Below are 16,721 nucleotides of genomic sequence, written 5' to 3' on the forward strand. Positions count from 1 at the left end.
ATGATTTACTCCAAATGATTAAGTGGCAATTACCAGCTAGCCTTACGAAGACCCGGAATCTCGCCTTTCATGCAAGCTTCACGAACCTTAATACGGCTTAGACCGAACTTACGTAGGTAACCGTGTGGACGACCAGTTTGGTTGCAACGGTTGCGCTGACGTGATGCACTTGAATCACGTGGAAGAGATTGCAGTGTAAGAACCGCGTTCCAACGATCTTCTTCAGATGCGTTTACATCGCTGATGATAGCTTTTAGCGCTGCACGCTTTTCAGCGAACTTAGCTACTAGCTTCGCACGTTTTGCTTCACGTGCTTTCATTGAATTTTTAGCCATAACAGTAACCCTTCACCTTACTTACGGAATGGGAAGTTAAAGGCAGCCAGCAGAGCACGGCCTTCCTCATCAGTACCAGCAGACGTCGTAATAGTGATGTCTAGACCGCGTACTCGATCAACTTTATCAAAGTCGATTTCCGGGAAGATGATTTGCTCGCGAACGCCCATGCTGTAGTTACCGCGACCGTCAAAAGACTTAGCGCTAACACCACGGAAGTCACGTACACGTGGAAGAGCGATGTTAATTAAACGCTCAAGAAAATCCCACATACGTTCGCCACGCAAGGTTACTTTACAACCGATAGGGTAGCCTTCACGGATTTTGAAACCTGCAACAGATTTGCGCGCTTTTGTGATAAGTGGCTTTTGACCAGAGATCGTTGCCATATCAGACGCTGCATTTTCTAGCAGTTTCTTATCGTTGATTGCTTCACCAACACCCATGTTTAGGGTGATTTTCTCGATTCTAGGGACTTGCATGACGCTTGTGTAACCGAACTGTTTGGTCAGTTCAGCGACTACAGACGACTTGTAGTAATCATGCAGTTTCGCCATAGTAGAACTCCAAATTACTTCTATTAGTTAGAAACGGTTTCGCCGTTAGACTTGAAGAAACGAACTTTTTTGCCGTCTTCAAAACGGAAACCGATACGGTCAGCTTTACCAGTAGCTGCGTTAAAGATAGCCACGTTAGAAACGTCGATAGCTGCTTCTTGCTCTACGATACCGCCTTGGATACCCATAGCTGGAACAGGTTTCTGATGTTTCTTAACTAGGTTGATACCTTCAACGATAACTTTACCAGTTGCTAGAACCTTAGTTACTTTACCTTTCTTGCCTTTGTCTTTACCAGCAAGAACGATTACTTCGTCATTACGACGGATTTTAGCTGCCATTTCTACGTGCTCCTTACAGAACTTCTGGAGCCAGTGAAACGATCTTCATGAACTTATCGCCACGAAGTTCGCGTGTCACAGGACCAAAGATACGTGTACCGATTGGTTGCTCAGTATTGTCGTTTAGCAATACGCAAGCATTTCGGTCGAAGCGAATGACAGAACCGTCAGGACGACGTACGCCTTTACGGGTGCGCACTACCACCGCCTTCAGAACATCACCTTTTTTAACTTTACCGCGAGGGATTGCTTCCTTCACAGTAACTTTGATGACGTCACCGATATGTGCATAACGGCGGTGAGAGCCACCCAGAACCTTAATACACATTACGCTGCGTGCGCCTGAGTTATCAGCTGCGTCCAGCATACTTTGCATTTGGATCATGTTAGTGCTCCGCTAAATATTAATAACTAGACCCATCACGGGTCGGGCTGCCTCTTTAAAAGGGACGCGAATTGTACCACCCTTTTTTGTGATTGGGTAGTCAAAAAATAAACGGCTCCAAAAATATTTTGGAGCCGCTTTAGTTTCATAGAATTAACGAGATTAAATCTTCGCCTTTTCTAGAACTTTTACCAAAGTCCAAGACTTAGTCTTAGACAGTGGACGACACTCTGCGATTTCAACTGTGTCGCCTAGGCCACACTCGTTGTTCTCGTCATGTGCGTGTACTTTAGTCGTACGTTTTACGTATTTACCGTAGATTGGGTGTTTTACGAAACGTTCGATAGCAACAGTGATAGACTTGTCCATCTTGTCGCTAACAACACGACCTTGTTGAGTACGTTTTACTTCGCTCATTATGCGCCTGCCTTCTCAGTCAAAACAGTTTTCACACGTGCGATATCACGGCGTACAGCTTTCAGAGTATGAGTTTGCTGTAGTTGACCAGTCGCAGCTTGCATGCGCAAGTTGAACTGTTCGCGTAGCAAATTCATTAGCTCAGCGTTAAGCTCTTCAACGCTTTTCTCGCGTAGATCTTGTGCTTTCATCACATCACCTGCTTAGTTACAAATGTAGTTTTGAAAGGCAGTTTACGTGCCGCAAGACGGAACGCTTCACGTGCCAATTCTTCAGGTACACCACCCATTTCGTACATAACCTTACCAGGTTGGATTTGGGCTACCCAGTACTCAACGTTACCTTTACCCTTACCTTGACGAACTTCAAGTGGTTTTTCTGTGATTGGTTTGTCTGGGAACACACGGATCCAGATTTTACCTTGACGCTTAACGTGACGTGTCATTGCACGACGTGCCGCTTCGATTTGACGAGCAGTTAGACGACCACGGCCAACAGCTTTAAGACCGAATTCGCCGAAGCTTACATCAGTACCTTTAGCTAGACCACGGTTACGACCAGTCTGAACCTTACGGAACTTAGTACGTTTAGGTTGTAGCATCTGTCGACTCCTTACTTACGGCCTTTACGCTGCTTCTTAGGCTTGTCGCCTTTAGGCTCTACAGCGTTAGCTGCTGGCATACCACCTAGGATTTCACCTTTGAAGATCCAAGTTTTAATGCCGATCACACCGTATTGAGTGTGAGCCGAAGAAGTTGCGTAATCAATGTCAGCACGTAGAGTGTGTAGAGGCACACGGCCTTCACGGTACCACTCTGAACGTGCGATTTCAGCGCCGCCTAGACGACCGCTTACTTCCACTTTGATACCTTTAGCGCCTAGGCGCATTGCGTTTTGTACTGCGCGCTTCATAGCACGACGGAACATAACACGACGCTCTAGCTGAGACGCGATGCTGTCACCAACAAGTTGCGCATCTAGTTCAGGCTTACGTACTTCAGCGATGTTAATTTGCGCTGGTACACCTGCAATTTTAGCTACAGCTGCGCGTAGCTTCTCAACGTCTTCACCTTTCTTACCGATAACAACGCCTGGACGAGCAGTGTGAATAGTCACACGGATGCTCTTAGCAGGACGCTCGATAACGATACGTGATAGAGACGCTTTTTTCAGTTCACTTGTAAGGAACTGACGTACCTTGAAGTCGCCGTCTAGGTTGTCAGCGAAATCTTTGGTGTTAGCAAACCATGTAGCATTCCAAGGCTTAACGATGCCTAGACGAATACCATTTGGATGTACTTTTTGACCCATTGCTTACTCTCCTAGTCTCTAGCGATCTGCTACAACAACAGTGATGTGGCTTGAACGCTTCAAGATACGATCCGCACGACCTTTAGCACGAGGCATAATACGCTTCATGGTTGGGCCTTCATCTACAAAGATTTTTGCGACATTCAGATCGTCAATATCTGCACCTTCGTTGTGCTCCGCGTTAGCGATAGCAGACTCTAGAACTTTCTTAACTAGTGCAGCAGCTTTTTTGTTGCTGAACGTTAGGATTTCTAGAGCTTGGTCAACAGATTTACCACGGATTAGATCCGCAACTAAGCGAGCTTTCTGAGGCGAAATGCGAGCAAAGTTATGTTTAGCAATTGCTTCCATTATCTACTCCTTAGCGCTTCTTAGCTTTCTTATCCGCAGCGTGACCGCGGTAAGTACGTGTTGGTGCGAATTCACCCAGTTTGTGACCGATCATTTCATCAGTTACAAATACTGGTACGTGCTGACGACCATTATGGACAGCGATGGTCAAACCGATCATCGTAGGGATGATCATTGAACGACGGGACCAAGTCTTAATAGGCTTTTTGTCTCCGCTTTCCACCGCTTTCTCTACCTTCTTCAGCAAGTGTAGGTCAATAAAAGGACCTTTCTTGAGAGAACGTGGCATGGCGATTCCTCTTTATATAGATTACTTGTTACGACGACGTACGATGTACTTGTCAGTGCGTTTGTTCTTACGAGTCTTGAAGCCTTTAGTAGGCATACCCCAAGGAGATACTGGGTGACGACCACCAGAAGTACGGCCTTCACCACCACCATGTGGGTGGTCAATCGGGTTCATTACAACACCACGAACCGTTGGACGGATACCGCGATGACGTGATGCACCTGCTTTACCAAGTTCACGTAGCATGTGCTCAGAGTTACCAACTTCACCGATTGTTGCACGGCCTTCAGAAAGAACTTTGCGCATCTCGCCAGAACGTAGACGGATAGTTACGTACGCACCGTCGCGAGCAACGATTTGAGCGTAAGCACCAGCCGAACGAGCTAGCTGACCACCTTTACCAGGCTTAAGTTCAACGTTATGTACTGTTGAACCTACTGGGATATTACGCATTGGTAGAGTGTTACCAGCTTTGATTGGTGCATCAACACCAGACTGAATAACATCACCAGCTACAACACCTTTAGGTGCTAGGATGTAGCGACGCTCACCGTCTTTGTAAAGAACTAGAGCAATGTTTGCGCTACGGTTTGGATCGTATTCAAGACGCTCAACTGTCGCTGGAATACCATCTTTAGTACGTTTGAAGTCAACTACACGGTAGTGGTGCTTGTGACCACCGCCGATGTGACGTACTGTGATACGACCCTTGTTGTTACGACCACCGTTCTTAGAGTTTTTCTCTAGAAGAGGTGCGTATGGCTTGCCCTTGTGTAGGTCAGCGTTAACAACTTTAACAACGTGACGACGACCAGGGGAAGTCGGCTTACATTTAACAATAGCCATTTTTAACTACTCCTGTTATTCCGCGCCGCCAACGAAGTCAAGATCTTGACCTTCTTTCAAAGTAACGTACGCTTTCTTAACGTCGCTGCGGCGACCTTGGCGTAGACCTTGACGTTTGGTCTTACCCTTAGTGATAAGAGTATTTACAGACTTAACTTCAACTTCAAATAGCTTTTCTACAGCTGCTTTGATCTCTTTTTTAGTCGCATCTTTAGCTACTTTGAAAACGATAGTGTTCGCTTTCTCAGCTGCCATAGTTGCTTTTTCAGAGATGTGCGGTGCACGTAGAACTTTTAGGATACGCTCTTCAGTGATCATGCTAGCATTTCCTCTACTTGCTTAACTGCTTCTGCAGTCATTACAACTTTGTCAAACGCGATTAGAGATACTGGATCGATACCAGCAACATCACGTGCGTCAACTTTGTATAGGTTACGAGCAGCTAGGAATAGATTCTCATCTACTTCGCTAGTCACGATTAGAGCGTCAGTTAGCTCAAGCTCTTTAAGCTTAGCAACTAGCTCTTTAGTCTTTGGTGCTTCAACTGAGAAGTTATCAACAACGATTAGACGCTCTTGACGAACAAGCTCAGAAAGAATGCTCTTCATAGCACCACGGTACATTTTTTTGTTTACTTTTTGGCTGTGATCTTGTGGTTTCGCAGCAAAAGTAACACCACCTGTACGCCAGATTGGGCTACGGATTGTACCAGCACGCGCACGGCCAGTACCTTTTTGACGCCATGGCTTAGCGCCACCGCCAGAAACTTCTGAACGTGTTTTTTGAGCACGAGTACCTTGACGAGCACCTGCTGCGTACGCAACAACTACTTGGTGTACAAGAGCTTCGTTAAACTCACGTCCGAAAGTAGTTTCGGAAACAGTTAGTGCATCGGCACCTTTAACCATTAGTTCCATTACTTACTCCTGAGACGTTATGCTTTAACAGCTGGTTTAACGATCACGTTGCCGCCAGTTGCGCCTGGGACTGCACCTTTAATAAGAAGCAGGTTGCGCTCAGCGTCAACACGTACGATCTCTAGGTTTTGAGTCGTTACACGCTCAGCACCCATGTGACCTGCCATTTTCTTGCCTTTAAATACGCGACCTGGAGTCTGACATTGACCGATAGAACCAGGAGCACGGTGAGACAATGAGTTACCGTGAGTCATATCTTGAGTACGGAAGTTCCAACGCTTAACAGCGCCTTGGAAACCTTTACCCTTAGATGTACCAGTAACGTCTACTTTCTTAGTTTCGTTGAATAGTTCAACAGTTAGTTCTGAACCAACTTCGAACTCTTCGCCGTTTTCTAAACGGAATTCCCAAAGACCGCGACCAGCTTCAACGCCAGCTTTAGCAAAGTGACCTGCTTCAGCTTTGTTTACACGGTTAGCTTTCTTAGAACCAGCTGTAACCTGGATTGCTGCGTAGCCGTCAGTTTCAAGAGTTTTCACTTGAGAAACACGGTTAGCTTCAACCTCAACAACTGTTACTGGGATAGAAACGCCTTCTTCAGTAAATACGCGGGTCATGCCCACTTTACGACCGATTAGACCAATCATACTTCTAATCTCCCTTAACCTAGGCTAATTTGAACGTCAACGCCCGCAGCAAGGTCTAGACGCATTAGAGCATCAACAGTCTTGTCTGTTGGCTCAACGATGTCGATTAGACGCTTGTGAGTACGGATTTCGTACTGGTCACGTGCTTTCTTGTTAACGTGTGGAGAGATAAGAACTGTGAAACGCTCTTTACGAGTTGGCAGTGGGATTGGACCACGAACCTGTGCGCCAGTGCGCTTAGCTGTTTCAACGATTTCCGCTGTAGAAGCATCGATTAGTTTGTAATCGAAAGCTTTTAGGCGGATACGGATACGTTGGTTCTGCATGAGACAGAGCTCCAAATTTAATAAATTACACAAACAATATCGCCACTCAAACTCGTCAAGACGAGAGAATGCCGATTGATTTATGTGAAACCGTAGCATCCAAGATTAGGACGCATTGTCAGTTAATTTTCGATTAACTATCCCTATATGCCAAAGTCACCTTTGAGGATAGTTTTTCCGAAGAAAAGATAGCTAATTGTATTAACCGCGAACATAAGCTGAGTATACATTACCTCGCAAATCCTTAGATTTGCTCGCTCCTCACTGCTCATTGGTTCACAACTGGCTTAACCAGTGCGCTGCATTATACAGAACACACTTTAGGTTGCAAGCGCTGAGTGAAAAATAATCGGGAATATTCCAAACCCTATACATCCCTCTTCGCTTGGTAGCCATTAAACAAAAAGGACGCCGAAGCGTCCTTTTCTAAACTGTAATCGTAATAGCGGCTGCTATTATTTCTTACCGCTTGATAGTGCACCGAAACGCTTGTTGAAGCGATCAACACGGCCGCCTGTATCAACGATACGTTGCTTACCAGTGTAGAATGGGTGACACTTGTCACATACGTCTAGGTGGATAGACTCTTTACCTAGAGTAGAGTTGAACTCAAAAGAGTTGCCGCAAGAACAAGTCGCTTTTACTGCTTTGTATTCTGGGTGGATACCAGCTTTCATGGGATAACCTCAATAGTAGGCCGTGTCGCTATACGAATCTAAGCCGCACACCACACGCAATTAATAATAAAATGGGATACCGCATCAACTAATTGCCGAAGCCATATCTCAAGGCGCGATATAGTAAAGAATCATATTGCTCGGATCAACACATTTGGCAACTTTTTCGCCACTTTTTTAGCCAGACTAATCATAGAGGCACGATTCACGCTGAATCGCATTGCTTTACTCGAATTTCCATACCGATTTTAATAGACTCTCATTTCCTTTCCCTCTTTTTTAATAGCTAAGAATTTATGCGTCCAACCATTGCTAGAGTGGCATTACCCGTTCCGCTCGACAAACAATTTGATTACGCCATTCCGGGGCACCTGTTTCCGATCATTGGTGGACGCGTTTCCGTACCTTTTGGACGCCAAACGTTAGTTGGCATCGTCACCGCGATGGTTAATCACTCGGACTTTCCCAAAGATCAACTCAAGCCAATCAAAGCAGTTCTTGATTCTCAGCCGATATGGTCTGAAAAGCTTTATTCGTTGCTGACTTGGTGCAGCCAGTTCTACCAATACCCACTTGGAGATACGCTACACAATGCGATGCCAGCAGCTCTACGTAAAGGAAAGCCTGCAGATTTTGCGACGCTACAAGAGTGGCAAATTACCGAATCCGGTAAAGACAAGCTGATGCAAGGGCTTGATCGTCGATCGGTCAAACAACAGAAGGTCTTGCAAATGTTGGTTAACGGCGCTTTGCCTCACCAGGAATTTGTCGACCAAGAGATAGCCTCAACAGTACTAAAGTCTTTAGAAGAGAAAGGCTGGATTGAACGTATCGAGAAGAAGCCTGTAATCACCCAGTGGGGACAGCACGTTGAATGCGACGTCGAAAAGCCAAAGCTCAACCACGAACAAGCGCTGGCTATTGCGAGTGTAAATAGCCAAACAGGCTTTGCTTGCTATTTATTAGAGGGAGTAACTGGCTCTGGTAAAACCGAAGTTTACTTAAACCTTATCAAGCCAGTTTTAGAGCAAGGGAAACAAGCCTTGGTTTTAGTACCAGAGATTGGCTTAACGCCCCAAACCATCAACCGCTTTAAACACCGTTTTAATGTGCCAGTTGACGTCATCCACTCCGGGTTAAACGAGACGGAGCGTCTGAATGCGTGGCTTTCTGCACGCGACAAAGCGGCCGGAATCATTATCGGCACACGCTCTGCCCTACTCGCGCCTTTTGCTGATCTCGGGATTATCATTGTGGACGAGGAGCATGACACCTCTTACAAACAACAAGATAGCTTGCGTTATCATGCACGCGATGTTGCTGTAATGCGCGCCCATAAAGAGCAAGTACCGATTATCCTCGGCTCAGCGACGCCAGCATTAGAAACTTTGCATAATGCGCTGTCTGGTAAATATCACCATTTAACACTAACCCAACGAGCTGGCTCTGCCGTACCAACCACCAATAAAGTGTTAGATGTAAAAGGTCAGTATTTAGAAAGTGGCTTATCTGCCCAACTGATTGCCGAAATGCGCAAGCATTTAAAAGCGGGCAATCAAGTAATGTTGTTTCTTAACCGTCGAGGCTTTTCGCCCGCTTTGATGTGCCATGAATGCGGTTGGATTGCAGAATGTAAACGCTGTGATGCGTACTATACGTTCCACCATTACAGCAACGAAATACGCTGCCATCACTGCGGCTCACAACAACCGGTGATTCATCAATGTCAGGGGTGTGGTTCAACCCAATTGGTTACCGTCGGCGTAGGAACGGAACAACTCGAACAACAATTGGCTCAGTTATTTCCAGAATACAACGCCATTCGCATCGACAGAGACAGCACACGTCGCAAAGGTAGTTTGGAAGATGCCCTTGAATCGATTCGTAAAGGTGAACATCAAATTCTGATTGGCACCCAAATGCTGGCTAAGGGGCACCATTTTCCAAATGTAACGCTCGTTGCTCTTTTGGATGTTGATGGCTCTCTTTATAGTAGTGACTTCCGCGCTTCCGAGCGACTAGCGCAGTTGTTTATTCAGGTCGCAGGTCGTGCCGGCCGCGCAAGTAAACCTGGCGAGGTTATCCTACAAACCCACCATCCTGAGCACAGCTTGCTGCAGGCCCTGCTTCAAAAAGACTATCGCCACTTTGCTATGACGGCTCTGGAAGAACGCAAACTGGCTCAGCTTCCGCCTTATAGTTTCTTGACTCTGTTTAAAGCAGAGGCGAACCAAAGTGAGGTAGTTGAAGACTTCCTGCGTCAGGTTCGCTTTACGTTAGAGTCACACCCTCTGTTCGATGATTCCTGCATGGTGTTAGGCCCTACTCCTTCACCTTTGGCCAAGCGGGCTGGTAAATACCGTTGGCAACTATTACTGCAAACTCAGCATCGTTCATTGATGCAAAAGTTATTAACCAGTGCCAAACCTGCTATTGAGTTGTTGCCAAATGCTAAGAAAGTACGCTGGAATTTAGACATAGAACCACAAGATCTCAGCTAGCAAACGTTTAACTATGTAATGAATTACCATTTAATGTGACCAGAATCACACCAAGATTACAGTTTTTGTTAAACAGACCGTAACTTTCACTTTAGAAATGAATAGACTATCCAAATTAGAAAAGTCTAAAGTGACTTGTTTGCACAGGCTTAAATTAAAACAATGACTATTCCCATAAATTGGTATCGCGGTGAAGAATCCATTTTCCCACTCGTTAACACGAACTGAGCGAAGAGCAAACACAGCTCTAACTCGGTTGATTACTCTGATTTCAAACCGGAATAACGTCACCTTGGCAAAAAATAAATGAGAGGTTAAAAACTATGGCGACAATGAAGGATGTTGCCCAGCTTGCGGGAGTGTCTACGGCTACGGTATCTCGAGCCTTAATGAATCCAGAGAAGGTCTCTTCTTCTACAAGAAAGAGAGTAGAAGATGCCGTACTTGAAGCGGGTTATTCTCCAAACTCATTAGCGCGTAACTTACGTAGAAACGAATCAAAAACCATTGTTACTATCGTTCCCGACATCTGTGATCCTTATTTTTCTGAAATTATTCGCGGTATTGAAGATGCAGCCATGGAACATGGCTATCTAGTCCTTCTGGGCGATAGCGGACAACAGAAGAAACGCGAAAGCTCTTTCGTTAATCTCGTATTTACTAAGCAGGCAGATGGAATGCTACTGCTTGGTACAGATCTACCATTCGATGTCAGTAAGCCAGAACAAAAGAACTTACCTCCGATGGTAATGGCGTGTGAATTTGCGCCTGAACTCGAGCTTCCGACAGTACATATTGACAACCTGACCTCAGCATTTGAAGCGGTGAATTACCTGACCCAATTAGGTCATAAAAGCATTGCTCAAATCTCTGGACCAGATACAGCAATATTGTGTCAGTTCCGCCAACAAGGCTACCAACAAGCCCTGCGCCGTGCCGGCATCAATAAAGATCCACAATATAGTGTCATTACTGAATTCTCTTTTGATGGCGGAGCAAAAGCCGTTCGTAAACTGCTCGAATTGCCAGAGCCACCAACGGCTATTTTCTGTCACTGTGACACAATGGCCATCGGCGCAATTCAAGAAGCGAAAAAGCTTGGCTTACGAGTCCCGCAAGATCTCTCTGTTGTGGGCTTTGATGACATTAACTTCGCTCAGTACTGCGATCCACCGTTGACCACTATCTCTCAGCCTCGCTATGAGATTGGTCGACAAGCAATGCTAATGATGCTCGAGATGTTAAAAGGCCACGACGTGCATTCAGGCTCGCGTCTGCTTGAAACTAATCTCGTCATTCGCGGAAGTGCAGCGCCACCACAGCGCCCTTAACCTAAAGATTAGTATTCATCCCTAAAGCGGTGCTAAGGCGCCGCTTTTTATTTACCCTCCTGCTTTTTGTGTATCCCTGAATAAATATAAGCGAGAACTGAAACACACCCCTATACTCGGGCGTTGTCGCGCTTTAGCTATCAAGATTCTATCAATAGGGTGTTTTCTCAACTCGTTCTGGATTAACATATTTGCAAGAATCCTTGATGACCAGAAATAACCGTGGCAAATAGAGATTATGTAAGACGGGGGCGAGGCGCCCCAAAAAAGTCGACAAAAAAACAGCCGCCGATAAGAAAAAAGCCTTGGCGTAGTGGTCTGCTCGCTATCTTGCTAGTGGGTAGTTTTGGCTATGGTCTTTACCTTTTGAGTAGCGATCCAGAACCTAAACAGCCTGTAGTGAAACAGCCAACAACCACTGTAAGTAAACCAAAACCGAAAAAAGATTTGCCGCCACCACCAGAAGAAAAATGGGAATATGTTGAGTCACTACCGAAACGTGAAGTTGAAGTTGTGGCCAAAGAAATTGAAGTTTCTAAAATTCCTTACATCATGCAGTGTGGCGCGTACAAAACCCAGGCACAAGCAGAAGAGCGCAAGCTTGCAATCGCATTCCAAGGGATGTCGAGCAAGATTCGTAAGAAAGAAGGCAGTTCATGGTATCGCGTGGTACTAGGTCCGTATAAGTTCAAACGTGATGCAGAACGTGACCGTCATAAACTGCAACGCGCGAAAATCGAGCCGTGCGCGATTTGGAAAGAAAATCTTTAAACTCAGGCCCTAGGAGCTAAGATCCTAGGGCCTTTCTTTTTGCCCCTTGAATCCCCATTTCTCCTCCCCCATATACTGAATTAAATCCAAAGAGAAATAATCAAGAGGTCGACTGTGACTACCATTGTATCTGTACGTCGAAATAATAAAGTCGTCATCGCGGGTGATGGCCAAGTATCTCTAGGCAATACCGTAATGAAAGGTAATGCGCGCAAAGTTCGCCGCCTATACAACAACCAAGTACTAGCGGGCTTTGCAGGCGGTACTGCGGATGCCTTCACCCTTTTTGAGCGCTTCGAAAGCAAACTGCAAATGCACCAAGGTCACCTAACCAAAGCAGCAGTTGAGCTAGCCAAAGACTGGCGTAGCGATCGTGCTCTGCGCAAGCTCGAAGCCTTACTTGCCGTTGCCGACGAAACCGCATCGTTAATCATTACCGGTAATGGTGATGTCGTACAGCCAGAACACGACCTGATTGCGATTGGCTCTGGTGGTGCTTACGCACAAGCAGCCGCAACCGCCCTACTAGAAAACACAGATCTAGATGCTCGTGAGATCGCGGAAAAAGCTCTTAATATCGCGGGTGATATTTGTGTCTTCACTAACCATCACCACACGGTAGAAGAGCTAGACTCAACAGTAGAGCCTGAAAAACCAACCGCGTAATCGTAACGAAGTAAGGAAAGAATATGTCTGAAATGACGCCTCGCGAAATCGTTCATGAATTGAACCGCCACATTATCGGTCAAGAAAAAGCCAAGCGTTCGGTTGCGATTGCACTTCGCAACCGCTGGCGCCGCATGCAGCTTGAAGAAAACTTGCGTGCCGAAGTGACGCCCAAAAACATCTTGATGATTGGTCCTACTGGTGTTGGTAAGACCGAAATCGCACGACGCCTCGCAAAACTGGCAAATGCCCCTTTCATCAAAGTTGAAGCGACAAAATTCACCGAAGTGGGTTACGTTGGTAAAGAAGTTGAAACCATCATCCGTGATCTAACAGATGTCGCGGTAAAAATGACGCATCAACAAGCGATGGAAAAAGTGAAGTTCCGCGCAGAAGAGCAAGCGGAAGAACGTATTCTTGATGCGCTACTGCCACCGGCACGTGATAGCTGGGGTCAAGCAGAGCAAACGGAAGAGTCTTCTAACACTCGCCAGATCTTCCGTAAGAAACTGCGTGAGGGCCAACTAGACGATAAAGAAATTGAACTCGACGTAGCCGCACCACAAATGGGCGTAGAGATCATGGCGCCTCCTGGTATGGAAGAGATGACTAACCAGCTGCAAGGCATGTTCCAAAACCTCGCTGGCGACACTAAGAAAAAACGTAAGCTGAAAATCAAAGACGCAATGAAAGCGTTAGCGGAAGAAGAAGCGGCAAAACTGGTTAACCAAGAAGAGCTGAAAGAAGCAGCGATTTTCAACGTTGAAAACAACGGCATCGTATTTATCGATGAGATCGACAAAATCTGTAAACGCGGCGAAAGCTCAGGCCCAGACGTTTCACGCGAAGGTGTTCAGCGCGACCTACTTCCATTGATTGAAGGCAGCACGGTATCAACTAAGCACGGCATGGTAAAAACAGACCACATTCTGTTTGTTGCATCTGGTGCATTCCAAGTGGCAAAACCATCTGACTTGATCCCAGAATTGCAAGGTCGTCTACCAATTCGTGTTGAGCTAGAAGCACTAAGCAGTAACGACTTCAAACGCATTCTGACAGAACCAAAAGCCTCTCTAACAGAGCAGTACGTTGCGTTGATGAAAACGGAAGATGTGGACATCGAATTCACAGAAGACGGCATCACGCAAATCGCGGAAGCGGCATGGACGGTCAACGAAAGCACAGAAAACATCGGTGCTCGTCGCTTACACACCGTAATGGAACGCTTGATGGATGAAATCTCTTACGACGCAGCGGAGCAATCTGGCGCTAAATTCGTTATTGATTCCGCTTATGTGAAAGAGCGCCTAGGCGACACGATTGAAGATGAAGATCTAAGCCGCTTTATTCTTTAACCGCAATCTATCCCACCAAAGCCCAGAACCTTGTTTCTGGGCTTTTTGTTGAGAATGCTTTGACAACATCTAAATCAAAAGCTCTCGTCATTCTAGCGAGCTCAAGCGAGACTAAGAATCTGCTAACAACAGACGCCTACTCTTCCTCGCTCACCTTAATCACCGCACAATCGGACGATAGATTCTGAATCACACTCGTTCCTCGCTGTTCAGAATGACGGTTACTGTGACAACACCTAAATCAAAAAGATCTCATCATTCTAGCGAGCTTAAGCGAGACTAAGAATCTGCTAACAGCAAACGCCTATTCTTTCTCTCTCACCGTAACACTTCACAATCGGATGATCGATTCTGAATCACACTCGTTCCTCGCTGTTCAGAATGACGGTGACTTAGACAACATCTAGATCAAAAAGATCTCGTCATTCTAGCGAGCTTAAGCGAGACTAAGAATCTGCTAACAGCAAACGCCTTTCTTTCCAACTCACCCTCACCACTGCACAATCGGATGATCGATTCTGAATCACCTCGTTCCTCGCTGTTCAGAATGACGGTGACTTTGACAACATCTAAATCAAAAAGATCTCGTCATTCTAGTGAGCTCAAGCGAGACTAAGAATCTAGTAACAGCAGACGCCTATTCTTTCTCTCTCACCGTAACACTTCACAATCGGATGATAGATTCTGAATCACACTCGTTCCTCGCTGTTCAGAATGACGGTGACTTAGACAACATCTAGATCAAAAAGATCTCGTCATTCTAGCGAGCTTAAGCGAGACTAAGAATCAGCTAACAGCAAACGCCTTTCTTTCCAACTCACCTTAACCACGGCACTATTGGGACGATAGATTCTGAATCACCTCGTTCCTGGCTGTTCAGAATGACGGTGACTTTGACAACATCTAAATCAAAAGACCTGGTCATTCTAGCGAGCTCAAGCGAGACTAAGAATCTGGTAACAGCAGACGCCTATTCTTTCCCACTCCCCTTCACCACCGCACAATCGGACGATAGATTCTGAATAACCCTTTGACTTCTAGCTGAGTTGTTTTAGGTCAATAGCGTATCTGCCTCTTTGTGCTTATACTGGGCACATTGGTTACTAGCACGAAATTTCCATGAAACAATCTCTACAGATCTGGCTTGAAGCCGCTCGTCCAAAAACATTACCTCTGGCATTGGTCTCTATCTTAACAGGTAGCGTGCTCGCGTACTCGGCGGGTCATTTCTCATTGACGATTGCCATCATGGCTTTCGTAACCGCGACATTGCTGCAAATTCTGTCCAACCTGGCAAACGACTATGGCGATGCCGTTCAAGGCACAGATAACGACAAACGCCTCGGTCCATTACGAGCGATGCAGTCTGGCGCGGTAAGTGCTAAACAGATGAAACAAGCGATTATCTTTAACATCGTTCTGACCGCCATTTCAGGCTTGGTGTTAGTTTTCTATTCACTAAGTTCACTGGAAAGCATTGTCACTTTTATCGGGCTGGGAATTTTGGCCATTCTCGCAGCCATTGCTTATACCATGGGTAGCAAACCATACGGTTACGTGGGGCTTGGCGATATATCAGTGTTCTTGTTTTTTGGTTTACTCGGCGTATCCGGTACCTACTTCTTGCATACCGGTCACGTAGACACCACGCTATTCTTACCTGCTTTAGGCTGCGGTTTACTCGCTGTTGCAGTCCTCAATATCAACAATATGCGTGATATAGAGAACGACCGAGAGTGTGGTAAACGTACGGTGGCGGTACGCTTAGGTCAACGTAAAGCCAAACAGTACCACTTTATTTTACTTGGCGGAGCTATCCTTGCCTTTGCGGCTTACTTGTTAATTCAAGACAAACCCGTTTGGATTAGCTTGCCATTCTTACTTAGTATTTATTTCGTGGCCGATCATGGTAAAGCGGTTTGGCATACACAAAAGCCTGCTCAAATAGCACCAATGATGCCAGTCATCGTGAAATGCTCTCTAGTCACCAACGTTTTGTTTGCAACAATTGTGGTAGCTCAAACTCTAGTAAGTTAAAAAAGGATTGTCATTGCATTGACTTAATGCCTAGATATACTCAAAGACAACCAATTTCTGTTTAGAAAGGTACGCTATGGAATACAATACCTCAGCACTCTGTGATATCTACCTCGATCAGGTAGATGTGGTTGAACCAATGTTCAGTAACTTTGGCGGTCGCGCTTCATTTGCCGGGCAAATCACCACCATCAAGTGTTTTGAAGATAATTCGTTGATCCGCGAGACATTAGAGCAAGATGGACTTGGTCGCGTTTTGTTAATTGACGGTGGCGGTTCCCTACGTAAAGCCCTTATCGATGCAGAAATCGCAACCATTGCGGAAGAAAACGAGTGGGAAGGCATTGTCGTTTACGGCTGTGTTCGTGAAGTAGATGAACTTGAAGATATGAACTTAGGCATTCAAGCCCTCGCTTCTATTCCTGTTGGAGCGACCAGTCAGGGTATTGGCGAATTGGATGTACCAGTCAACTTTGGCGGCGTTAGCTTCCTTCCAGAAGATTACATTTATGCTGATAGCACCGGAATTATCCTGTCGCCAGAACCATTGAATATTGATTTAGAGTTGGATGAAGAAGCATAACGAGTCTTAGGCGCCTAGGTTATAGGGCCTTCTCTTGGCTCTTAGCGCCTAGCCTTGTCTCAACATTTTCTACTTCCC

At 45.8% G+C, this 16,721-nt stretch carries 23 protein-coding genes; 7 read left to right on the plus strand and 16 right to left on the minus strand.

The annotated features are described in order from the left end of the window. Positions 1-29 precede the first annotated feature (29 nt). The 16 genes from rpsN to rpmE all read right to left on the minus strand — a co-directional run bounded on the left by rpsN (position 30) and on the right by rpmE (position 7,399). A complete protein-coding gene (rpsN, locus tag R8O11_RS01255) occupies positions 30-335 on the minus strand; it encodes a 30S ribosomal protein S14 (protein WP_004410442.1) in 306 nt (101 codons plus the stop codon). A gap of 17 nt (positions 336-352) precedes the next feature. Beyond that, a complete protein-coding gene (rplE, locus tag R8O11_RS01260) occupies positions 353-892 on the minus strand; it encodes a 50S ribosomal protein L5 (RefSeq protein ID WP_005379573.1) in 540 nt (179 codons plus the stop codon). A 23-nt stretch (positions 893-915) separates the two neighbouring features. After that, on the minus strand, positions 916-1,233 hold the full coding sequence (gene rplX / locus R8O11_RS01265) for a 50S ribosomal protein L24 (protein WP_005379574.1): 318 nt from the start codon (positions 1,231-1,233) through the stop codon (positions 916-918). 13 nt (positions 1,234-1,246) lie between these two features. Further along, positions 1,247-1,618 (minus strand): 50S ribosomal protein L14, encoded by a 372-nt coding sequence (gene rplN, locus R8O11_RS01270; RefSeq protein ID WP_004410450.1) that lies wholly within the window; start codon positions 1,616-1,618, stop codon positions 1,247-1,249. 162 nt (positions 1,619-1,780) lie between these two features. Then, positions 1,781-2,035 (minus strand): 30S ribosomal protein S17, encoded by a 255-nt coding sequence (rpsQ, locus tag R8O11_RS01275; RefSeq protein WP_005379575.1) that lies wholly within the window; start codon positions 2,033-2,035, stop codon positions 1,781-1,783. Then, positions 2,035-2,226, minus strand: a complete 192-nt coding sequence (rpmC, locus tag R8O11_RS01280) for a 50S ribosomal protein L29 (protein WP_005379576.1) — start codon at positions 2,224-2,226, stop codon at positions 2,035-2,037. The genes rpsQ and rpmC overlap by 1 nt, the downstream gene beginning before the upstream one ends. Continuing rightward, entirely contained in the window at positions 2,226-2,636 is a 411-nt protein-coding gene (gene rplP / locus R8O11_RS01285) for a 50S ribosomal protein L16 (protein ID WP_005379577.1), read from the minus strand. The genes rpmC and rplP overlap by 1 nt, the downstream gene beginning before the upstream one ends. A gap of 11 nt (positions 2,637-2,647) precedes the next feature. Next, entirely contained in the window at positions 2,648-3,346 is a 699-nt protein-coding gene (gene rpsC / locus R8O11_RS01290) for a 30S ribosomal protein S3 (RefSeq protein ID WP_005383161.1), read from the minus strand. Between the two features lie 18 nt (positions 3,347-3,364). Next, complete coding sequence (gene rplV / locus R8O11_RS01295) at positions 3,365-3,697, minus strand: 50S ribosomal protein L22 (protein WP_005383164.1); 333 nt, start codon at positions 3,695-3,697, stop codon at positions 3,365-3,367. Between the two features lie 10 nt (positions 3,698-3,707). After that, complete coding sequence (gene rpsS / locus R8O11_RS01300; RefSeq protein ID WP_004394525.1) at positions 3,708-3,986, minus strand: 30S ribosomal protein S19; 279 nt, start codon at positions 3,984-3,986, stop codon at positions 3,708-3,710. Between the two features lie 21 nt (positions 3,987-4,007). Beyond that, a complete protein-coding gene (gene rplB, locus R8O11_RS01305; protein WP_005383168.1) occupies positions 4,008-4,832 on the minus strand; it encodes a 50S ribosomal protein L2 in 825 nt (274 codons plus the stop codon). Positions 4,833-4,847: 15 nt separating this feature from the next. Beyond that, complete coding sequence (rplW, locus tag R8O11_RS01310) at positions 4,848-5,150, minus strand: 50S ribosomal protein L23 (RefSeq protein ID WP_004398471.1); 303 nt, start codon at positions 5,148-5,150, stop codon at positions 4,848-4,850. Next, entirely contained in the window at positions 5,147-5,749 is a 603-nt protein-coding gene (rplD, locus tag R8O11_RS01315) for a 50S ribosomal protein L4 (protein WP_005379556.1), read from the minus strand. Before rplD ends, rplW begins: the two co-directional genes overlap by 4 nt. A 17-nt stretch (positions 5,750-5,766) precedes the next feature. Continuing rightward, positions 5,767-6,396 carry a 50S ribosomal protein L3 gene (rplC, locus tag R8O11_RS01320; protein WP_005379555.1) on the minus strand — a complete coding sequence of 210 codons (630 nt, stop codon included), beginning with the start codon at positions 6,394-6,396 and terminating at the stop codon, positions 5,767-5,769. 14 nt (positions 6,397-6,410) lie between these two features. Further along, positions 6,411-6,722: a 30S ribosomal protein S10 gene (gene rpsJ / locus R8O11_RS01325; protein ID WP_004410492.1), complete on the minus strand. Its 312-nt coding sequence runs from the start codon at positions 6,720-6,722 to the stop codon at positions 6,411-6,413. Positions 6,723-7,177: 455 nt separating this feature from the next. Beyond that, complete coding sequence (rpmE, locus tag R8O11_RS01330) at positions 7,178-7,399, minus strand: 50S ribosomal protein L31 (protein WP_005379546.1); 222 nt, start codon at positions 7,397-7,399, stop codon at positions 7,178-7,180. Positions 7,400-7,695: 296 nt separating this feature from the next. On the opposite strand from rpmE, the gene priA reads away from it, so the two are divergent. The 7 genes from priA (at position 7,696) to rraA (ending at position 16,643) form a co-directional block, all read left to right on the plus strand. Then, positions 7,696-9,900 carry a primosomal protein N' gene (gene priA / locus R8O11_RS01335; RefSeq protein ID WP_318193848.1) on the plus strand — a complete coding sequence of 735 codons (2,205 nt, stop codon included), beginning with the start codon at positions 7,696-7,698 and terminating at the stop codon, positions 9,898-9,900. A 302-nt stretch (positions 9,901-10,202) separates the two neighbouring features. Further along, positions 10,203-11,231, plus strand: coding sequence for a DNA-binding transcriptional regulator CytR (cytR, locus tag R8O11_RS01340; RefSeq protein WP_262646696.1), 1,029 nt, complete (start codon positions 10,203-10,205; stop codon positions 11,229-11,231). Positions 11,232-11,453: 222 nt separating this feature from the next. Next, the gene (gene ftsN / locus R8O11_RS01345) at positions 11,454-12,002 is read left to right on the plus strand and encodes a cell division protein FtsN (protein WP_025998522.1); all 549 of its coding nucleotides are present in this window, start codon (positions 11,454-11,456) and stop codon (positions 12,000-12,002) included. Positions 12,003-12,116: 114 nt separating this feature from the next. After that, complete coding sequence (gene hslV, locus R8O11_RS01350; RefSeq protein WP_005383176.1) at positions 12,117-12,668, plus strand: ATP-dependent protease subunit HslV; 552 nt, start codon at positions 12,117-12,119, stop codon at positions 12,666-12,668. 23 nt (positions 12,669-12,691) lie between these two features. Further along, positions 12,692-14,023, plus strand: coding sequence for an HslU--HslV peptidase ATPase subunit (hslU, locus tag R8O11_RS01355; protein ID WP_318193849.1), 1,332 nt, complete (start codon positions 12,692-12,694; stop codon positions 14,021-14,023). A 1,119-nt stretch (positions 14,024-15,142) separates the two neighbouring features. After that, positions 15,143-16,060: a 1,4-dihydroxy-2-naphthoate polyprenyltransferase gene (locus R8O11_RS01360; protein WP_005383178.1), complete on the plus strand. Its 918-nt coding sequence runs from the start codon at positions 15,143-15,145 to the stop codon at positions 16,058-16,060. Between the two features lie 76 nt (positions 16,061-16,136). Next, on the plus strand, positions 16,137-16,643 hold the full coding sequence (gene rraA, locus R8O11_RS01365; RefSeq protein ID WP_005379537.1) for a ribonuclease E activity regulator RraA: 507 nt from the start codon (positions 16,137-16,139) through the stop codon (positions 16,641-16,643). The last annotated feature ends 78 nt before the right edge of the window (positions 16,644-16,721 follow it).

This window comes from Vibrio sp. 1288, from assembly GCF_033344475.1.